The organism is Erythrobacter sp. JB2-19 (genome assembly GCF_057365005.1).
In genome coordinates, this window is sequence record NZ_CP200290.1 from 281,848 (window position 1) to 297,037 (window position 15,190).

The following is a 15,190-nucleotide window of genomic DNA, read 5'->3' on the forward strand; positions in this document are numbered from 1 at the left end:
GGTGGATGGCAGACTTTAGCTACATCCTCGCGAGCGATGTGTATCTTCGTGATGGATTGGGCTTGGAGCTTTGGAGAGACGAAGAGCAGGTTGGTGAAGTTTTCAGGTCAGATGAGCATAAATTGATGACCATCACACTTTGGAAAAAAGACCTTCCACTCGAAGTTATCGAACGCTTCATCGCCGATGCAAAAGACCGCCTCCTTCCGTTCTCGGATGATTAGGTTTTCTCCCAAAAGGGAATGTGAAAAATGAACGAACTTACCAAATTCACCAACCAGCTGGCCAAGCCGGAAACTTTTGACCAAATCCAGATTGGCATTGCCTCGCCAGAGCGCATTCGCAGCTGGTCATTTGGCGAAATCAAAAAACCGGAAACGATCAACTATCGTACGTTCAAGCCTGAGCGTGATGGCCTGTTCTGCGCCCGTATCTTCGGTCCAGTAAAGGACTACGAATGCCTGTGCGGCAAGTACAAGCGCATGAAGTACAAAGGCGTCGTCTGCGAGAAGTGCGGCGTTGAGGTTACCGTTACCAAGGTTCGCCGTGAGCGGATGGGGCACATTGAACTGGCCGCGCCGGTTGCGCACATCTGGTTCCTGAAGTCGCTGCCATCGCGCATCGGCTTGCTGCTCGACATCCAGCTTAAGCAGCTTGAGCGCATCCTCTATTTCGAGAGCTATGTAGTGATCGAACCGGGCCTGACCCCGCTTGAGAAATTCCAACTGCTGACTGAAGACGAGTTGCTCGAAGCTCAGGACGAATATGGCGAAGACGCGTTCTCTGCCGACATCGGCGCAGAAGCGGTCAAGCACATGCTGATGGATCTCGATCTTGAGCAAGAGCGCGATGATCTGATGGAAGAGTTGGCGACCACCAAGTCGACGCTCAAGCCGAAGAAAATCATCAAGCGTCTCAAGGTTGTTGAGAGCTTTATCGACTCGGGCAACCGCCCTGAGTGGATGATCCTCGAAGTGATCCCTGTGATCCCGCCAGAGCTGCGTCCACTGGTGCCGCTGGATGGTGGCCGTTTCGCGACCTCGGATCTCAACGATCTTTATCGCCGCGTGATCAACCGGAACAACCGTTTGAAGCGTCTGATTGAATTGCGCGCGCCGGACATCATCGTCCGTAACGAGAAGCGTATGCTGCAAGAGGCCGTTGACGCACTGTTCGACAATGGCCGCCGTGGCCGCGTTATTACCGGTGCTAACAAGCGTCCGCTCAAATCCCTCAGCGACATGCTGAAGGGTAAGCAAGGCCGCTTCCGTCAGAACCTGCTTGGTAAGCGTGTCGATTACTCTGGCCGTTCGGTCATCGTGACCGGCCCAGAGCTGAAACTGCACCAGTGCGGCCTGCCGAAAAAGATGGCGCTCGAGCTGTTCAAGCCGTTCATCTATGCCCGCCTCGATGCGAAGGGTCTCTCGATGACCCTGAAGCAAGCGAAGAAGTGGGTTGAGAAAGAGCGCAAGGAAGTATGGGATATCCTTGACGAAGTGATCCGCGAGCACCCGGTTCTGCTGAACCGTGCGCCAACGCTTCACCGTCTTGGCATCCAGGCGTTCGAGCCGGTTCTGATCGAAGGTAAAGCGATCCAGCTTCACCCGCTGGTCTGTTCGGCCTTTAACGCTGACTTTGATGGCGACCAAATGGCCGTTCACGTTCCGCTGAGCCTCGAGGCTCAATTGGAAGCGCGCGTCCTGATGATGTCGACCAACAACATCCTTTCGCCTGCCAATGGTAAGCCAATCATCGTTCCTTCGCAGGATATGGTGCTCGGCCTCTATTATCTCTCGATGGAGCGCCAGGAACACGCTCCGGAATTTATCGAGGAGAAAGACGGCACCAAGATCGAGAAGCTTCCGCGCTTTGCCGATATGGCCGAAGTGCACCAGGCGCTCGAAACCAAGTCTGTCACGCTCCACACCAAAATCATCGCCCGCGTCCCGCAGGCCGATGAAAAGGGCAAGGTGGTGATGAAGCGTTTCGTCACCACGCCTGGCCGGATGCTGATCGGTGAGTGCATGCCGAAGAACCACAAGGTTCCTTTCGACATCGTCAACCGTCTGCTGACCAAGAAAGACATCGGCGATGTGATCGATGAGGTCTATCGCCACACGGGTCAGAAGGACACTGTCCTGTTTGCCGATGCGATCATGGTTCTTGGTTTCCGTCACGCGTTTAAGGCCGGCATCAGCTTCGGTAAGGACGACATGATCATTCCTGACAGTAAGGAAGGCATGATCGAGGAAACCAAGTCGCTGGTCGCTGACTATGAGCAGCAATACCAGGACGGCCTGATCACTCAGCAAGAGAAGTACAACAAGGTGATCGACGCTTGGAGCCGCTGCGGTGACCAAGTGGCCGACGCTATGATGGACGAGATTAAGGCTCAGCCGATCGACAAGGATGGCCGCGAGGCTCAGATCAACTCGATCTACATGATGGCTCACTCTGGTGCGCGTGGTTCACCCGCTCAGATGAAGCAGCTGGCTGGTATGCGCGGCCTGATGGCTAAGCCTTCGGGCGAGATCATCGAGACCCCGATTATCTCGAACTTTAAGGAAGGCCTGACCGTCCTTGAATACTTCAACTCCACCCACGGTGCGCGGAAAGGCCTCGCCGATACTGCGCTTAAGACGGCAAACTCGGGTTACCTAACCCGCCGTCTGGTTGACGTATCGCAAGACTGCGTCATCGTTGAGCTGGATTGTAAGACCGAGAACGCGCTGGAAATGCGCGCCATCGTCCAGGGTGGTTCGGTTATCGCATCGCTTGGCGAGCGTATTCTTGGCCGGACAACGGCGGAAGACATCGTCAATGCATCGACCGGCGAAGTGATCGTGAAGTCTGGCACTCTGCTCGACGAAGCGATGGTGAAGGAAATCGAGGCGGCTGAAACTCAGTCCGCGAAGATCCGCTCTCCGCTCGTTTGCGAAGCCGAGCAAGGCGTTTGCGGTAAGTGCTACGGGCGTGATCTCGCTCGCGGTACGCCGGTAAACATTGGTGAGGCTGTCGGTGTTATCGCGGCTCAGTCCATCGGTGAGCCGGGCACGCAGCTGACCATGCGGACCTTCCACATTGGCGGTGCGGCTCAGCTGAATGAAACCTCGCACCTTGAGGCGATTTCGGATGGTAAGGTCGAACTTCGCGACATGCCAACGATCACCGATAAGAAGGGCCGGATCCTCTCGCTTGCTCGAAACGGCGAAATCGCTGTGATCGATGCTGAGGGCCGTGAGCGTGAAATGCACAAGGTGCCTTATGGTACCGTGCTGATGTTCAAGGACGGCGCGAAGGTGAAGGTGGGTGACCGCCTGGCCGAGTGGGATCCGTTCACTCTGCCAATCATCACCGAGCAATCGGGCGTCGTGAAGTACCAAGACCTTGTCGAAGGTACGACGTTGGAAGAGCGCACTGATGATGCCACCGGTATCGCCCAGCGTGTTGTGACAGAGAACCGTGCAACCGGCCGCAAGAAGAAGGAAGACCTGCGTCCGCGCATGACCCTGCTTGCTGAAGGTCAGACCGATGCGGATGAAACCGAGGCTCAGCGTTATATGCTGGCTCCGGGTACGACCCTGTCGGTCGATGATGGCCAAACGGTTGAAGCGGGCGACATCCTCGCACGTGCCAGCCGCGAAGCTGCCAAGACCCGCGACATCACCGGTGGTCTGCCGCGTGTGGCGGAATTGTTCGAAGCGCGTCTGCCAAAGGACATGTCAGTCATCGCCAAGATTTCAGGCAAGATCGAATTCGTTCGCGAATACAAAGCGAAACGTAAGATCGCGATCGTTCCGGAAGAAGGTGATGCAGTCGAATATCTGATCCCCAAGACCAAGGTGATCGATGTGCAGGAAGGGGACTTTGTCAAGAAGGGCGATACGCTCATCTCCGGCTCGCCCAACCCGCATGACATTCTGGAGGTCCTCGGCGTGGAAGCGCTGGCGGAATATCTCGTTAACGAGATCCAGGAAGTTTACCGACTGCAAGGCGTGAAGATCAACGACAAGCACATCGAGACCATCGTTCGTCAGATGCTGCAAAAAGTCGAGATCACCGATGGCGGAGACACCACTCTGCTGCACTGGTGAACAAGTTGATCTGGAAGAAATGAACGAGGCCAACTCGAAGCTCACCAAGAGCAAGAAGCCGGCCAGTGGCACGCCGATCCTGCTCGGGATCACTAAGGCGTCGCTGCAAACCCGTTCGTTTATCTCTGCCGCTTCGTTCCAGGAAACCACGCGTGTTCTGACGCAGGCTTCGGTTGAGGGTAAGAAGGACACGCTGATCGGTCTCAAAGAGAACGTGATCGTGGGCCGCCTGATCCCGGCCGGTACCGGTGCGGGCATGAATCGTATGCGGGTGACAGCATCAAGCCGCGATGCAGCGCTGAAAGCTCAGTGGAAGAAGCAGCAGGACGCGTTGGCTGCGGCTGGTGCAGCGGAAGCTGAACCAGAAGCTGATCCAGTGTCGAGCGAAGAAGCCATGAAGGCAGCGATGGCCGCTGCGGCTCCATCGCCTGCTCCTGAAGAAGGCGGCGCTGAATAAGCGCAGCAGTTTGGCTGCATTCGTAGCTCAACAGACAAGGCCCCGCTGGAGCTTAAGTGCTTCGGCGGGGCCTTTTGTATTTGATGTCGCTTGCCGTAATTTTCGCTCGTGATACGTTCCATGTGTCAAATGGAGAGGGGTGAGGGGTCTAAAATGAAAAGGTTTTTTCTGACGGCTGCAGCCGTATCTGGCCTGTTGGTGCCAGCTGGGGCGTGGGCACAGGATGGGGCGGAGACGATCATCGTCACTGGCTCGCGCTCGGATCGCGGAGATTTCGACGAGTATTATGATGATGAGCAATCCGCGATCGGCCTCACCCGCAAGGCGGACTATTTCGTCAAACCGATCTACGTGAACTCGGATTCGCGCGAAGAAAATGTCCGTCGCAGCGAGGTCGCTGCGATGCTTCGCGCTGTTATCGAGCGGGCAGAGGCAGAAGGTATCACTCTGGTTGCGGGCCAATACAAGCTTTCGCCCCTCACACTTGAGTCGATGGAAGACTTGCTCGTCTATGGCCGTGGCAACAGGCCAGACACTACGCGTGTCAGACTTTATGCGCGTCTTCCGGTTGGAGGTAAATTTAGGGGCCAGGACGAGGTCGATGAAACAATCCAGGCCTTTCGTAAGAATGTGCCGGCTACGGGACGGTCATATATCGAAACGGGGACTACCGATCTCGCGATAGACAATCCCGATCAATACCGCGGTTCGGTCGTTAAGGCGATCGCAGACGAGTCCAGGAGGTATGCCGCAATGTTCGGAAGCGATTACGGAATCGAAATTCGCGGCCTTGATTCGGAGCTCTTCTTCAAACAGGCAAGTCAGACCGAGGTGTTCCTGTTCATCGAGCATAGCTTCATGATTAAGCCGAAGTAGGCCACAAACACATTATAGCTATTGCGAGGCAATCGCAACAAAGGTAGTGCTGAGGTGTAGCGAGTCGCTATGCAGCATTGCCGAGGTCTTTATGAAAACGCCGCGTTCCAGTTTACCGTCCGCCACTCCCGAAGCGGGCAAAGGCAATTGGATCGCGGCGCTTGCAGAGCCAGCGAAGATAGAAATGCTCGGCCCAATTGCCGCTCGCTTCATCTACTCGCTGCGACTGATCGCTTTGCATGAGCGTGCGAGGCAAGATCCCGTGCCGGAGCTTGCCGTCCGCCTTGGCAATGTGAGCGCCGCGAGCCGATCATTGTCGCTGGCCCAAGCGATCTCGCGAACTTGGCCTGAGAATATTCACGTTGCGCGCTTCTGCTGTCGTATGCTGAGCCATGATGAGGCCTGCATCGGCGCGATGATTGATCATGCTACCGCGCGGTCCCGCATCGAATTTGGCCGCGAGCTTGGCGGGTTGGTGCGGCCAGAGCGGATTGCCGAACTGTGGGACAGGACACAGGCATTGATCCTGGCGGAATCGCACGGGTAGACCGGCTGCAACAATGCTTGCCCGAAGGGCGCGCGCTGGCTACCGCTTTAGGCATGACCATTACACGTTTTGCGCCCGCTCCGACGGGCCGTCTTCATGTTGGCAATATCCGCACCGCGCTCCACAATTGGATGCTCGCGCGCAAGGCGGGCGGTAAATTTCTGCTGCGCATTGACGATACCGACGCGGCGCGTTCCAAAGAAGAATATGTCGATGCCATCCACGAAGACCTCGCGTGGCTAGGTATGCAGCCAGACATGGTGGAGCGTCAGTCCCTGCGGCTCGAACGCTACGATGCTGCATTTGACGTTCTGAAGGCCGCAGGGCGGATCTATCCGGCCTATGAAACAAGCCAGGAATTGGAACTGAAGCGTAAGGTGCTGCTCGGTCGCGGATTGCCGCCGATCTATGATCGCGGTGCCCTGAAGCTGACGGACGAGGATCGCGCAGCGAAGGAGGCTGATGGCGTTCAGCCGCATTGGCGCTTTAAGCTCGATCATGATGAGCCGATTGAGTGGGAAGATGGCGTGCGCGGTACGGCAAAATTTGATCCTGCCCAACTTTCTGATCCGGTTATTCGGCGCGCGGACGGGTCATGGCTCTACATGCTTCCCAGCACAGTTGATGATGTTGAAATGGGCGTCACTCAAGTGCTTCGCGGTGAAGATCATGTTTCCAACACTGCCGTTCAAATTCAGATGTTTACCGCGCTTTATGCTGCACAATTTTCTGCAGCATCTGGCGCGCCCAATGTCCTGCCGAAATTCGCGCATGAAGCCTTGTTGGTTGGGCGCGAAGGCAAGCTCTCGAAACGACTTGGCTCACTTGGCTGCGATGCATTTAGAGAACGCGGGATTGAGCCAGAGGCACTGATTGCTTTGCTGGCCCGGCTCGGCACATCGCTCTCCGTAGAACCGATTGCGAACATGAAGGATTTGCTTGAGACGTTTGATCTGTCGACCTTTGGCCGCGCGCCAGCAAAGTTTGACGATGCCGATCTGGAGCGGGTGAACACCGCCATTGTCCACCAAATGGAATTCGCGGAAGTCAAAGATCGCTTGCCAGAAGGCATGGGCGAAGACGCATGGCACGCCGTTCGCCCTAATCTGGAAACTGTCGGCGGGGCGCATGATTATTGGCGAATCGTCACCGGTCCGGTTAATCTGCCCGAGTTCTCTGACGAAGACCGCGCCTATCTCGCCGATGCGGCCAGTACGCTGCAATGGGGCGATGATCCTTGGGGTGCGCTCACGTCAGCACTGAAGGAGAAGACCGGGCGCAAGGGGAAGGCCTTGTTCCTGCCTCTCCGGCAAGCGCTCACCGGTATGAACCACGGACCGGACATGGGTGAATTGCTGCCAGTGCTGGGTGAAGAGGTCGCACGCCGCCGATTGGAGCGGGCTTCAAACTAGGCCTTCTTTAGCCCTCATGCCGCTCAAGCTCATTACCGGATAGCGTTACGACGTGGAGCAAATTGGTCGCGCCAGGGGTGCCAAATGGCACACCAGCAAGCGCGATCAGCTTGTTTCCAGCTTCGCCAAATCCGTGGCGCAGAGCCATGCGTTTACCCTTGGCAATCATCTCTTCAAAACTGCCGATGTCCTTGGTCGCGACCGCATGTGCGCCCCACAGCAAGCACACGCGGCGAGCAGTCCGGTTCGATGGGGTGAGCACCAGGACCGGTGTATCGGGTCGCTCGCGCGACACGCGCCGCGCGGTCGAGCCAGAGGCCGTGAACACTGTAATCGCACTGATCGGCACGGTATCGGCAATTGTCATACAGGCATGTGCGAGCGCATCGGATGTTGTCGCGTCTGGCGGTGTCTCGAGAAAACGCACGCGCTCTTTATAGCCTTCATCGCGCTCGACCTGACCTGCAATCTTGTCCATCATGGCCACGGATTCCTCTGGCCATTCACCCGCGGCACTCTCCGCAGATAGCATCACTGCATCGGCGCCATCATAGACGGCATTGGCGACGTCAGAGACCTCCGCACGGGTCGGCATCGGACTTTCGATCATGCTTTCCAGCATTTGCGTAGCGACAATCACTGGCTTGCCCGCGCGTCGCGTCGCATTGACGATCTTCTTTTGCAGCGGCGGGACTTCAAACGGCTCCAGCTCCACACCCAAATCACCGCGAGCAACCATGATGCCATCGGACAGCTCGATGATCTCTTCCAAGCGGTGCACCGCCATTGGCTTTTCGATCTTCGCGCACAGAGCGGTGTCATTGCCGATCAGCCTGCGCGCCTCGGCAAGGTCTTCTGGCCGCTGAACGAACGACAACGCTATCCAATCCGCCTCTTGCTGAACCGCAAAGGCCAGATCGCGGCGGTCCTTATCGGTGAGCGCAGGGATGGGCACCTCCGCGTCAGGTACGTTGACGCCCTTACGGTCAGAGATGACCCCGCCAACCTCAGCCGAGCAGAGGATTTCTTCGTCGCTTGCCTTGATCACCTTCAGCTTGATCTTGCCATCATTGATCAGCAGGCGCTGACCCTTTTCCAGAATGCCGAACAGCTCTGGATGAGGCAGACATACTCGGGTTTCGTCACCCGGCTCTGGATTGCGGTCGAGCGTGAAATGGCCGGAGTGGCGGATCACCGCGCTGCCATCTTTGAACGTACCCACGCGCAGTTTTGGACCCTGTAAATCGGCCAAGATTGCGACAGGGCGAGCAAACTCTCGCTCCATATCACGGATCGCCGCAATCGAGGCGGCATGATCCGCGTGTTCACCGTGGCTCATATTCACCCGGAACGCATCTGCGCCCGCGCGAAACAATTTGCGCAGCATTTCTGGCGAGCGGCTGGCCGGGCCGATTGTCGCCAAAATTTTGACCTTGCGGCCGCGAGGGTTCATCCGGTTGAGGTCGCTCTTTTTCATGGTGCCAGCTATGGCACAGGTGAATGTCAACTCAAGGACTAGCTTCAAATGGATACGAATGCGCCCAATCACGGCAGCCAGAATATCGGCTCGCTGGAGCATTTGGATGATGCAGTGGCGGCTGCTGCGTTCCGCCGGTTAGTGCGTCATTTACAACACCGTCATGACGCGCAGAACATTGATTTGATGGGGCTATCGGGTTTTTGCCGCAATTGCCTGGCAGACTGGATCCGCGATGCGGGCTTTGGCGGTGACAAGGCAACCGCGCGTGAGCTGATCCATGGCATGTCAATGGATGAATGGAAGGCGACCCGCCAAACCCCGGCGACCGAAGAACAATTGGCCGCCATGCAGGCCAGCGTTGCCAAAAATCGCGTGGATTAGCGACGAGTCCGGTTCACGGCTGATCCGCCTTTGGCTATCGTAGCGCTTAACTGATTCTCAAATTTTGGAGCACATAGAATATGGCTGATGCCACAGATGACCGCCTGCGCCTTTTGATCGAGCGCATTGAGCGCCTTGAAGAAGAGAAGAAGGGCATCGCCGATGACATTCGCGATGTTTATGCAGAAGCAAAAGCGGTCGGTTATGACCCCAAAATCATGCGCCAGGTGGTCCGTCTACGCAAGATGAAGCCAGATGACCGGAATGAAATGGAAATGGTCCTCGATACTTATAAGGCTGCCCTCGGCCTCGGCTGATTGCGCGCTTCACTGGCGGTATCATCGCCTTGAAAACTCCGGTCTGTGTATTATTTGAATAATACAGCATTCAAAAGAGGAAATATGGCCGGACAGTACAAAGACGCTCGCGGGATTATCGTCAGCACAACACCGACGCTCGAAGGCCATCCGATCCAGGAATATTTGGGCGTGGTGACCGGTGAAGTGATCGTTGGTGCGAACCTGTTCCGCGATTTTTTCGCCAATATTCGCGACATTGTTGGCGGCCGTTCGGGCAGTTACGAGCGCATTCTGTCCGATGCTCGCAATCAGGCGATTGAGGAATTGCAGGCGGAATGTGCCAGCCGCGGTGGCAATGCGGTGGTCGGCATTGATCTCGATTACGAAGTTATAGGCGATCGCGGATCGATGCTGATGGTATCCGCCAGCGGCACAGCTGTGAAAATCTGAATCTGTTCACATCTGATAGATCGTTGGCAGATAAACCGCGTTGAACGCGGCGTTATGCAGCATGGCTGCGCGCTAACCGAGGGTAATATCCGCTATAGCTGGTCTTGCCTCAATATCAGGCATCGGAGTAAGGCCACCCTTCATCCAATTGCAGCGGTAGTGATTCAGAGACCATGGCAGGCCATTCCAAATTTAAGAACATCATGCACCGTAAAGGTGCGCAGGACAAAAAACGTTCTAATCTGTTTTCCAAGCTTTCCCGCGAAATTACCGTGGCTGCGAAAATGGGCACGCCCGATCCGGATATGAACCCGCGTCTGCGGCTGGCGGTCAACACCGCCAAAGGCCAATCGATGCCGAAGGACAATATCCAGCGCGCGATCGACAAGGCAAGCGCAGGCGATGACGAGAATTACGAAGAGGTCCGTTACGAAGGTTACGGCCCCGGCGGCAGCGCGATCATCGTTGAAACGCTGACCGACAATCGCAACCGCACGGCAACAGCGGTGCGGACTGCGTTTAGTAAGAATGGCGGCAATCTGGGTACAGAAGGTTCGGTTGCGCATGGCTTTGAACGGCTTGGGCTGATCGAATATTCGGTCGATGCTGGCGATGAAGACAAAGTCCTGGAAGCGGCCATGGATGCGGGCGCAGAGGATATTGAATCCTCAGAAGACGGCCATACAATTTGGACCGCATCAGAAGATTTGCACGAGGTTGCCTCTGCGCTTGAGAAGGCTCTGGGTGAGGCCAAGGAAGTCAAGCTCGCATGGAAGCCAAACCTAACGGTTGAGCTTGATGAGAAGGGCGCTGGCACATTGCTGAAGCTGATCGATACGCTTGATGATGATGACGATGTGCAGACCGTTTGGGGCAATTACGAAATTTCTGACGAGGTGATGGCGAAGCTTGACGCTTAGGTTCGCTTCATGCCGGGCTACCTGCATTGAGACTTCGCGAATGGGTTTTAGCGATTGGTTTGGCCGCAGCTTTCCTGCTGGCTATCGCTTGGCGTTTGGGGTTTAGGGCCGGTCTATGATTATCCTTGGCCTTGATCCTTCACTCAGCTGCACTGGCTGGGGCGTGCTGCGCAGTGAAGGCAGCCGGATCAGCCACGTCGCCAATGGCCAGATCAAGACGGATGCCAAAGCGCCGATCGCCGTGCGACTATCGCATCTGGTCACTGCGCTGGATGCGGTGATTGCTGAGCATGATCCGGACCGGGCGGCGGCGGAAGAGATCTTCGTCAACAAAAACCCGCAATCAACTTTAAAATTGGCGCAGGCGCGCGGTGCGGTGTTGGCCGCCTGCGGGGCACGGGGGCTTGAAGTGCGTGAGCATGCGGCGCGTTCGGTCAAGAAGTCGGTGGTTGGGACAGGCGCAGCGGATAAGGAGCAGGTTCAGGCTATGCTCAAGGTTTTGCTCCCAAGTGCGGCTCTTGCCGGTGCGGATGCGGCCGATGCGCTAGCGGTGGCCATTGCTGATGCGCATCTGTCCTACATGCCGCCAGGCAGATAAGGGTGCGAACTGTGATGCGACATTTGGCGAGCAATTGTGATTGTATAGGTGCAGAACACGCGCCAAGTGGGTTGGTTCGAAAACGTCAAACGTGTTCCAGGAATATGGGTAGGGATTGGGCATGAAACTGCAGATTTACGGGATTCCGAACTGCGATACGGTCAAGAAAGCGCGCAAATGGCTGGATGCCAAAGGTCACACTTTCGACTTTCATGATTACAAGAAAGTGGGCGCTGATCCGGCCAAGCTGGAGGCATGGATCGCGGACAAAGGCGTCGATGTGGTGCTGAACCGGCGCGGTACGACATTCCGCAAGCTGTCCGATGCTGACAAGGCCGACATCACGCCAGCGAAGGCTGTCACATTGCTGCAAGAGCATCCGTCCATGATTAAGCGGCCCATCGCCGAGTATGAGGGCGGCTTGCTGGTTGGGTTTAAGGAGGAAGAATGGTCTGCGGCTCTGTCTTAGGTTTGCTCGCATGTGCGCTTTCAGTGATTTCACCAATATTGATGCCTGCTTCTGCGGCGGCGCAATCCGGGACATCGCGCGTGGCTGATGGGCCGCTCATCATCGCCCACCGCGGTGCCAGCGGTGATCGTCCGGAACACACGCTTGCCGCCTATGAGTTGGCGATCGATCTGGGAGCAGACTATGTCGAGCCAGATCTGGTCGCGACCAAAGATCTGGTGCTGGTCGCGCGGCATGAGAACGAACTGTCTGGCACCACGGATGTGGCAAGCCGCGAGGAGTTTGAGGATCGCCGGCGTGATAAGATGATCGATGGCCAATTGGTCGCCGGCTGGTTTGCGGAGGACTTCACTCTCGCCGAAATCCGGACCCTGCGCGCCAAGGAACGCGTGCCGAGCGCGCGGCCCGACAATACGGCCTACAATGGGCTCTATCAGGTGCCGACCTTCGAAGAAGTAGTCCAGCTGGTGCGGGCCAAGGAGGCGGAGACCGGGCGTAGTATTGGCCTCTACCCAGAGCTCAAGCACCCGACCTTCATGCTGCAAGAAGCTGGCATTGATATGGTTGACCTGCTGGTGCGCGATTTGCGCGCTCTGGGTCTGGATAAGGCGGACAGCCGCATCTTCGTGCAGATCTTCGAGGTGGGTCCGCTTCAGAGGCTCAACCAGCGAGTGGATGTGCCGCTGGTGCTGCTGATCCATCCGCAGGGCGGACCTTATGACGAGCCGGAGTTGCGCTGGGCCGACATGGTCACTCCGGCAGGTCTGGCGGAGATCGCCGAATATGCCGATGGTATTGGCCCGGGGCTAAGCTACATCGTCAATGAAGACGGCTCGCTCACCGATCTGGTCAATAATGCTCACGCAGCCGGCCTCACAGTGCATCCTTGGACACTGCGCAAAGAGAACGGCTTTCTGCCTTCCGCATTGAAAGGGACCGGCGGGCCAGCGGGCGACGGCCGCTACCAATGGCTGTGGAGCCGCGCGATAGAGAGCGGCGCAGACGGGTTCTTCACCGACAATGTTGGGGAGCTAGTGGAAGTGCTCAAGCAGCAGAAACGCTAACTCCGGCGAGCCGACAGGATGTAATTGAGTGCTTCATCGTCTGACAGATGCAAGCCTTTGCCTGGTCGGTAAGCGATGCCTTGCTGATCGATCTGCTCGAGCCCGACGTCTGACAGTAGGTCGGCCAACTCCTCTGGTGTTATGAAGTCAGACCAATCGTGCGTGCCCTTGGGTACATAGCCGATGGCTTCGGCGGCGCCCACGAGCAGTAAGCGGCTCGCGGCGGTGCGGTTTGGCGTCGACATGACGAGCAATCCGCCGGGCGCAATCCGGTCGGCAACATTAGCGAGAAACGCGGGCTTGTCAGCAACGTGCTCAACAACCTCGAGGCAGGTCACGAGGTCGAACTGTCCAATATCAAGTCCAGCCAGTTCGCCTGCCATATAACGAATGTCTAGTCTGACTGCTTCGGCGTGTGCTGCGGCGGCCGATACGTTCTCAGCGGCAGCGTCAACCCCGGTTACAGCCGCGCCTAAGCGCGCCATGGGTTCGCAAACGAGGCCTGCACCGCAACCAATGTCGAGTGCGCTCTTGCCCAGTAGAGGTTTGGCGCTGTTTGCCGAGCCACTCCAATGCGTATCGATTGCGCCGCGAATGAACTGCAATCTTACCGGGTTCACCTGGTGCAAAGAGGCCATCGGCCCTTTCGGGTTCCACCAGTCCCGCGCCAATGAGGCGAAGTGTTCCGCCTCCTCTGGGCGGATAGTTACACTTGTGACATTTGCCTTTGTCATCCACCGCCCTTAACAGCGCGCAGCACAGTGAACCAGCAGGAGCGAAAATAAATTGGCCAAGAGTGGGCAACGGATCGTGATGAAGTTCGGCGGCACATCAATGGCCGGTACCGAGCGCATTCGCCGCGTCGCCAATCTCGTGCGCGCGCAAGCTGCTGCGGGGCATCAGGTGGCCGTGGTTGTTTCGGCAATGGCTGGCGAGACTGACCGGCTGATCAATTTCTGCCGCGAAGCCAATGCGCTGTACGATCCTGCTGAATTTGACGTTGTTGTCTCCAGCGGAGAACAAGTGACCAGCGGGCTGCTTGCGCTCACGCTCCAGTCATTGGGTAGCAAGGCGCGAAGCTGGCTCGGCTGGCAATTGCCGGTGCGCACGATTGAGGCACACTCAAAGGCGCGGATTGACACAATCGATGCGCCTGGCTTGGTCGAAGCGCTGGAAAACGGTGAGATCGCCGTCATTCCAGGTTTTCAAGGCGTTTCCGAAGAAGGTCGCATCACCACGATGGGACGCGGCGGCTCAGACACCTCTGCCGTTGGGATTGCTGCTGCGGTTAATGCAGACCGCTGTGACATCTACACCGATGTTGATGGCGTCTACACGACCGACCCGCGCATCGTCGCCAAGGCGCGCAAGCTCAAGGCGGTGACTTACGAAGAAATGCTCGAACTGGCCTCAGTAGGGGCCAAAGTGCTGCAGACCAGGTCGGTGGGACTGGCGATGAAAGCTGGGGTGCGCATTCAAGTGCTTTCCAGCTTTGGCGATGACGATGCAGCGAGTGCAGATGAACTGCCGGGAACGCTGATCGTCTCGGACATGGAAATGGATCAATTGGTGGAGAACGGCGATATGGAACGCCAGCTGGTAACCGGTATTGCGCATGATAAGAATGAGGCGAAAATCATCCTCACCCGTGTGCCTGACAAGCCCGGCGCAGTGGCTCACATTTTTGAACCGCTGGCCGATGCCAGCATCAATGTCGACATGATCATTCAAAACGTTGGCCGTGATAAGGGCGAGACCGACGTTACCTTCACCGTCCCTCAGGCGGATCTAGCCCGCGCGCAGGCAATGCTGGAAGACCGGCTTGAGGATATTGGCTTCAACAGGATCATCACCGACAGCCATATTGCCAAGATCAGCGTCGTTGGCGTCGGTATGAAAAGTCATGCCGGTGTGGCCAGCACTATGTTTCGCGCCTTGTCCGATCGCGGGATTAACATTCAGGCGATCTCAACTTCAGAGATTAAGGTCAGCGTGCTGATCGATGAGGACGAAACAGAGCTCGCTGTGCGCGTTTTGCACACTGCTTATGGGCTTGATGCAGTGGATGAACCCGTCTGATCGTGTCGCTGGACGGCGTCTAACCGGTTAAGGTCTCGCTTCGTCGGGTTAGGCGTTAGCTGCT

14 protein-coding genes and 1 pseudogene are annotated in these 15,190 nt (G+C 56.9%); 13 read left to right on the top strand and 2 right to left on the bottom strand.

The features are described 5' to 3' along the window. Positions 1-5: 5 nt before the first annotated feature. From AC0V6O_RS01400 to AC0V6O_RS01420, 5 genes and pseudogenes are all read left to right on the top strand, one after another. Positions 6-224, top strand: coding sequence for a hypothetical protein (locus tag AC0V6O_RS01400; protein WP_486141181.1), 219 nt, complete (start codon positions 6-8; stop codon positions 222-224). 27 nt (positions 225-251) lie between these two features. Continuing rightward, positions 252-4,551 (top strand): annotated as a pseudogene (gene rpoC, locus AC0V6O_RS01405) (DNA-directed RNA polymerase subunit beta'). A 153-nt stretch (positions 4,552-4,704) separates the two neighbouring features. Continuing rightward, positions 4,705-5,427 carry a hypothetical protein gene (locus AC0V6O_RS01410; RefSeq protein ID WP_486141182.1) on the top strand — a complete coding sequence of 241 codons (723 nt, stop codon included), beginning with the start codon at positions 4,705-4,707 and terminating at the stop codon, positions 5,425-5,427. Positions 5,428-5,518: 91 nt separating this feature from the next. Beyond that, positions 5,519-5,974, top strand: coding sequence for a DNA-directed RNA polymerase subunit beta' (locus AC0V6O_RS01415; protein WP_486141183.1), 456 nt, complete (start codon positions 5,519-5,521; stop codon positions 5,972-5,974). A gap of 53 nt (positions 5,975-6,027) precedes the next feature. Further along, positions 6,028-7,386, top strand: coding sequence for a glutamate--tRNA ligase (locus AC0V6O_RS01420; protein ID WP_486141184.1), 1,359 nt, complete (start codon positions 6,028-6,030; stop codon positions 7,384-7,386). Between the two features lie 7 nt (positions 7,387-7,393). Here AC0V6O_RS01420 and pyk read toward each other — a convergent pair whose 3' ends face one another. Beyond that, positions 7,394-8,863 (bottom strand): pyruvate kinase, encoded by a 1,470-nt coding sequence (pyk, locus tag AC0V6O_RS01425; RefSeq protein ID WP_486141185.1) that lies wholly within the window; start codon positions 8,861-8,863, stop codon positions 7,394-7,396. A 48-nt stretch (positions 8,864-8,911) separates the two neighbouring features. On the opposite strand from pyk, the gene AC0V6O_RS01430 reads away from it, so the two are divergent. From AC0V6O_RS01430 to AC0V6O_RS01460, 7 genes are all read left to right on the top strand, one after another. After that, the gene (locus AC0V6O_RS01430; protein ID WP_486141186.1) at positions 8,912-9,247 is read left to right on the top strand and encodes a DUF1244 domain-containing protein; all 336 of its coding nucleotides are present in this window, start codon (positions 8,912-8,914) and stop codon (positions 9,245-9,247) included. Positions 9,248-9,327: 80 nt separating this feature from the next. Beyond that, a complete protein-coding gene (locus AC0V6O_RS01435; RefSeq protein WP_095011409.1) occupies positions 9,328-9,564 on the top strand; it encodes a DUF2312 domain-containing protein in 237 nt (78 codons plus the stop codon). Positions 9,565-9,648: 84 nt separating this feature from the next. Then, a complete protein-coding gene (locus tag AC0V6O_RS01440; RefSeq protein ID WP_486141187.1) occupies positions 9,649-9,996 on the top strand; it encodes a heavy metal-binding domain-containing protein in 348 nt (115 codons plus the stop codon). Positions 9,997-10,169: 173 nt separating this feature from the next. Then, positions 10,170-10,916 (top strand): YebC/PmpR family DNA-binding transcriptional regulator, encoded by a 747-nt coding sequence (locus AC0V6O_RS01445; protein ID WP_486141188.1) that lies wholly within the window; start codon positions 10,170-10,172, stop codon positions 10,914-10,916. Between the two features lie 115 nt (positions 10,917-11,031). Then, positions 11,032-11,514, top strand: a complete 483-nt coding sequence (ruvC, locus tag AC0V6O_RS01450; RefSeq protein WP_486141189.1) for a crossover junction endodeoxyribonuclease RuvC — start codon at positions 11,032-11,034, stop codon at positions 11,512-11,514. A 121-nt stretch (positions 11,515-11,635) separates the two neighbouring features. Continuing rightward, a complete protein-coding gene (locus AC0V6O_RS01455) occupies positions 11,636-11,983 on the top strand; it encodes an arsenate reductase (protein WP_486141190.1) in 348 nt (115 codons plus the stop codon). Between the two features lie 41 nt (positions 11,984-12,024). Beyond that, positions 12,025-13,047: a glycerophosphodiester phosphodiesterase gene (locus AC0V6O_RS01460; protein ID WP_486141191.1), complete on the top strand. Its 1,023-nt coding sequence runs from the start codon at positions 12,025-12,027 to the stop codon at positions 13,045-13,047. Here AC0V6O_RS01460 and ubiG read toward each other — a convergent pair. Continuing rightward, positions 13,044-13,781, bottom strand: coding sequence for a bifunctional 2-polyprenyl-6-hydroxyphenol methylase/3-demethylubiquinol 3-O-methyltransferase UbiG (ubiG, locus tag AC0V6O_RS01465; protein WP_486141192.1), 738 nt, complete (start codon positions 13,779-13,781; stop codon positions 13,044-13,046). The genes AC0V6O_RS01460 and ubiG overlap by 4 nt on opposite strands. Before the next feature lie 79 nt (positions 13,782-13,860). Between ubiG and AC0V6O_RS01470 the strand changes: the two genes are divergently transcribed. Next, positions 13,861-15,126 carry an aspartate kinase gene (locus tag AC0V6O_RS01470; protein ID WP_486145451.1) on the top strand — a complete coding sequence of 422 codons (1,266 nt, stop codon included), beginning with the start codon at positions 13,861-13,863 and terminating at the stop codon, positions 15,124-15,126. Positions 15,127-15,190: the final 64 nt, after the last annotated feature.

Bases quoted from the DNA above. Each gene is read 5' to 3' on its own strand.
- AC0V6O_RS01400 (WP_486141181.1), top strand. From the start codon at position 6: ATGGCAGACTTTAGCTACATCCTCGCGAGCGATGTGTATCTTCGTGAT.
- AC0V6O_RS01410 (WP_486141182.1), top strand. From the start codon at position 4,705: ATGAAAAGGTTTTTTCTGACGGCTGCAGCCGTATCTGGCCTGTTGGTG.
- AC0V6O_RS01415 (WP_486141183.1), top strand. From the start codon at position 5,519: ATGAAAACGCCGCGTTCCAGTTTACCGTCCGCCACTCCCGAAGCGGGC.
- AC0V6O_RS01420 (WP_486141184.1), top strand. From the start codon at position 6,028: ATGACCATTACACGTTTTGCGCCCGCTCCGACGGGCCGTCTTCATGTT.
- pyk (WP_486141185.1), bottom strand. From the start codon at position 8,863: ATGAAAAAGAGCGACCTCAACCGGATGAACCCTCGCGGCCGCAAGGTC.
- AC0V6O_RS01430 (WP_486141186.1), top strand. From the start codon at position 8,912: ATGGATACGAATGCGCCCAATCACGGCAGCCAGAATATCGGCTCGCTG.
- AC0V6O_RS01435 (WP_095011409.1), top strand. From the start codon at position 9,328: ATGGCTGATGCCACAGATGACCGCCTGCGCCTTTTGATCGAGCGCATT.
- AC0V6O_RS01440 (WP_486141187.1), top strand. From the start codon at position 9,649: ATGGCCGGACAGTACAAAGACGCTCGCGGGATTATCGTCAGCACAACA.
- AC0V6O_RS01445 (WP_486141188.1), top strand. From the start codon at position 10,170: ATGGCAGGCCATTCCAAATTTAAGAACATCATGCACCGTAAAGGTGCG.
- ruvC (WP_486141189.1), top strand. From the start codon at position 11,032: ATGATTATCCTTGGCCTTGATCCTTCACTCAGCTGCACTGGCTGGGGC.
- AC0V6O_RS01455 (WP_486141190.1), top strand. From the start codon at position 11,636: ATGAAACTGCAGATTTACGGGATTCCGAACTGCGATACGGTCAAGAAA.
- AC0V6O_RS01460 (WP_486141191.1), top strand. From the start codon at position 12,025: ATGCCTGCTTCTGCGGCGGCGCAATCCGGGACATCGCGCGTGGCTGAT.
- ubiG (WP_486141192.1), bottom strand. From the start codon at position 13,781: ATGACAAAGGCAAATGTCACAAGTGTAACTATCCGCCCAGAGGAGGCG.
- AC0V6O_RS01470 (WP_486145451.1), top strand. From the start codon at position 13,861: ATGAAGTTCGGCGGCACATCAATGGCCGGTACCGAGCGCATTCGCCGC.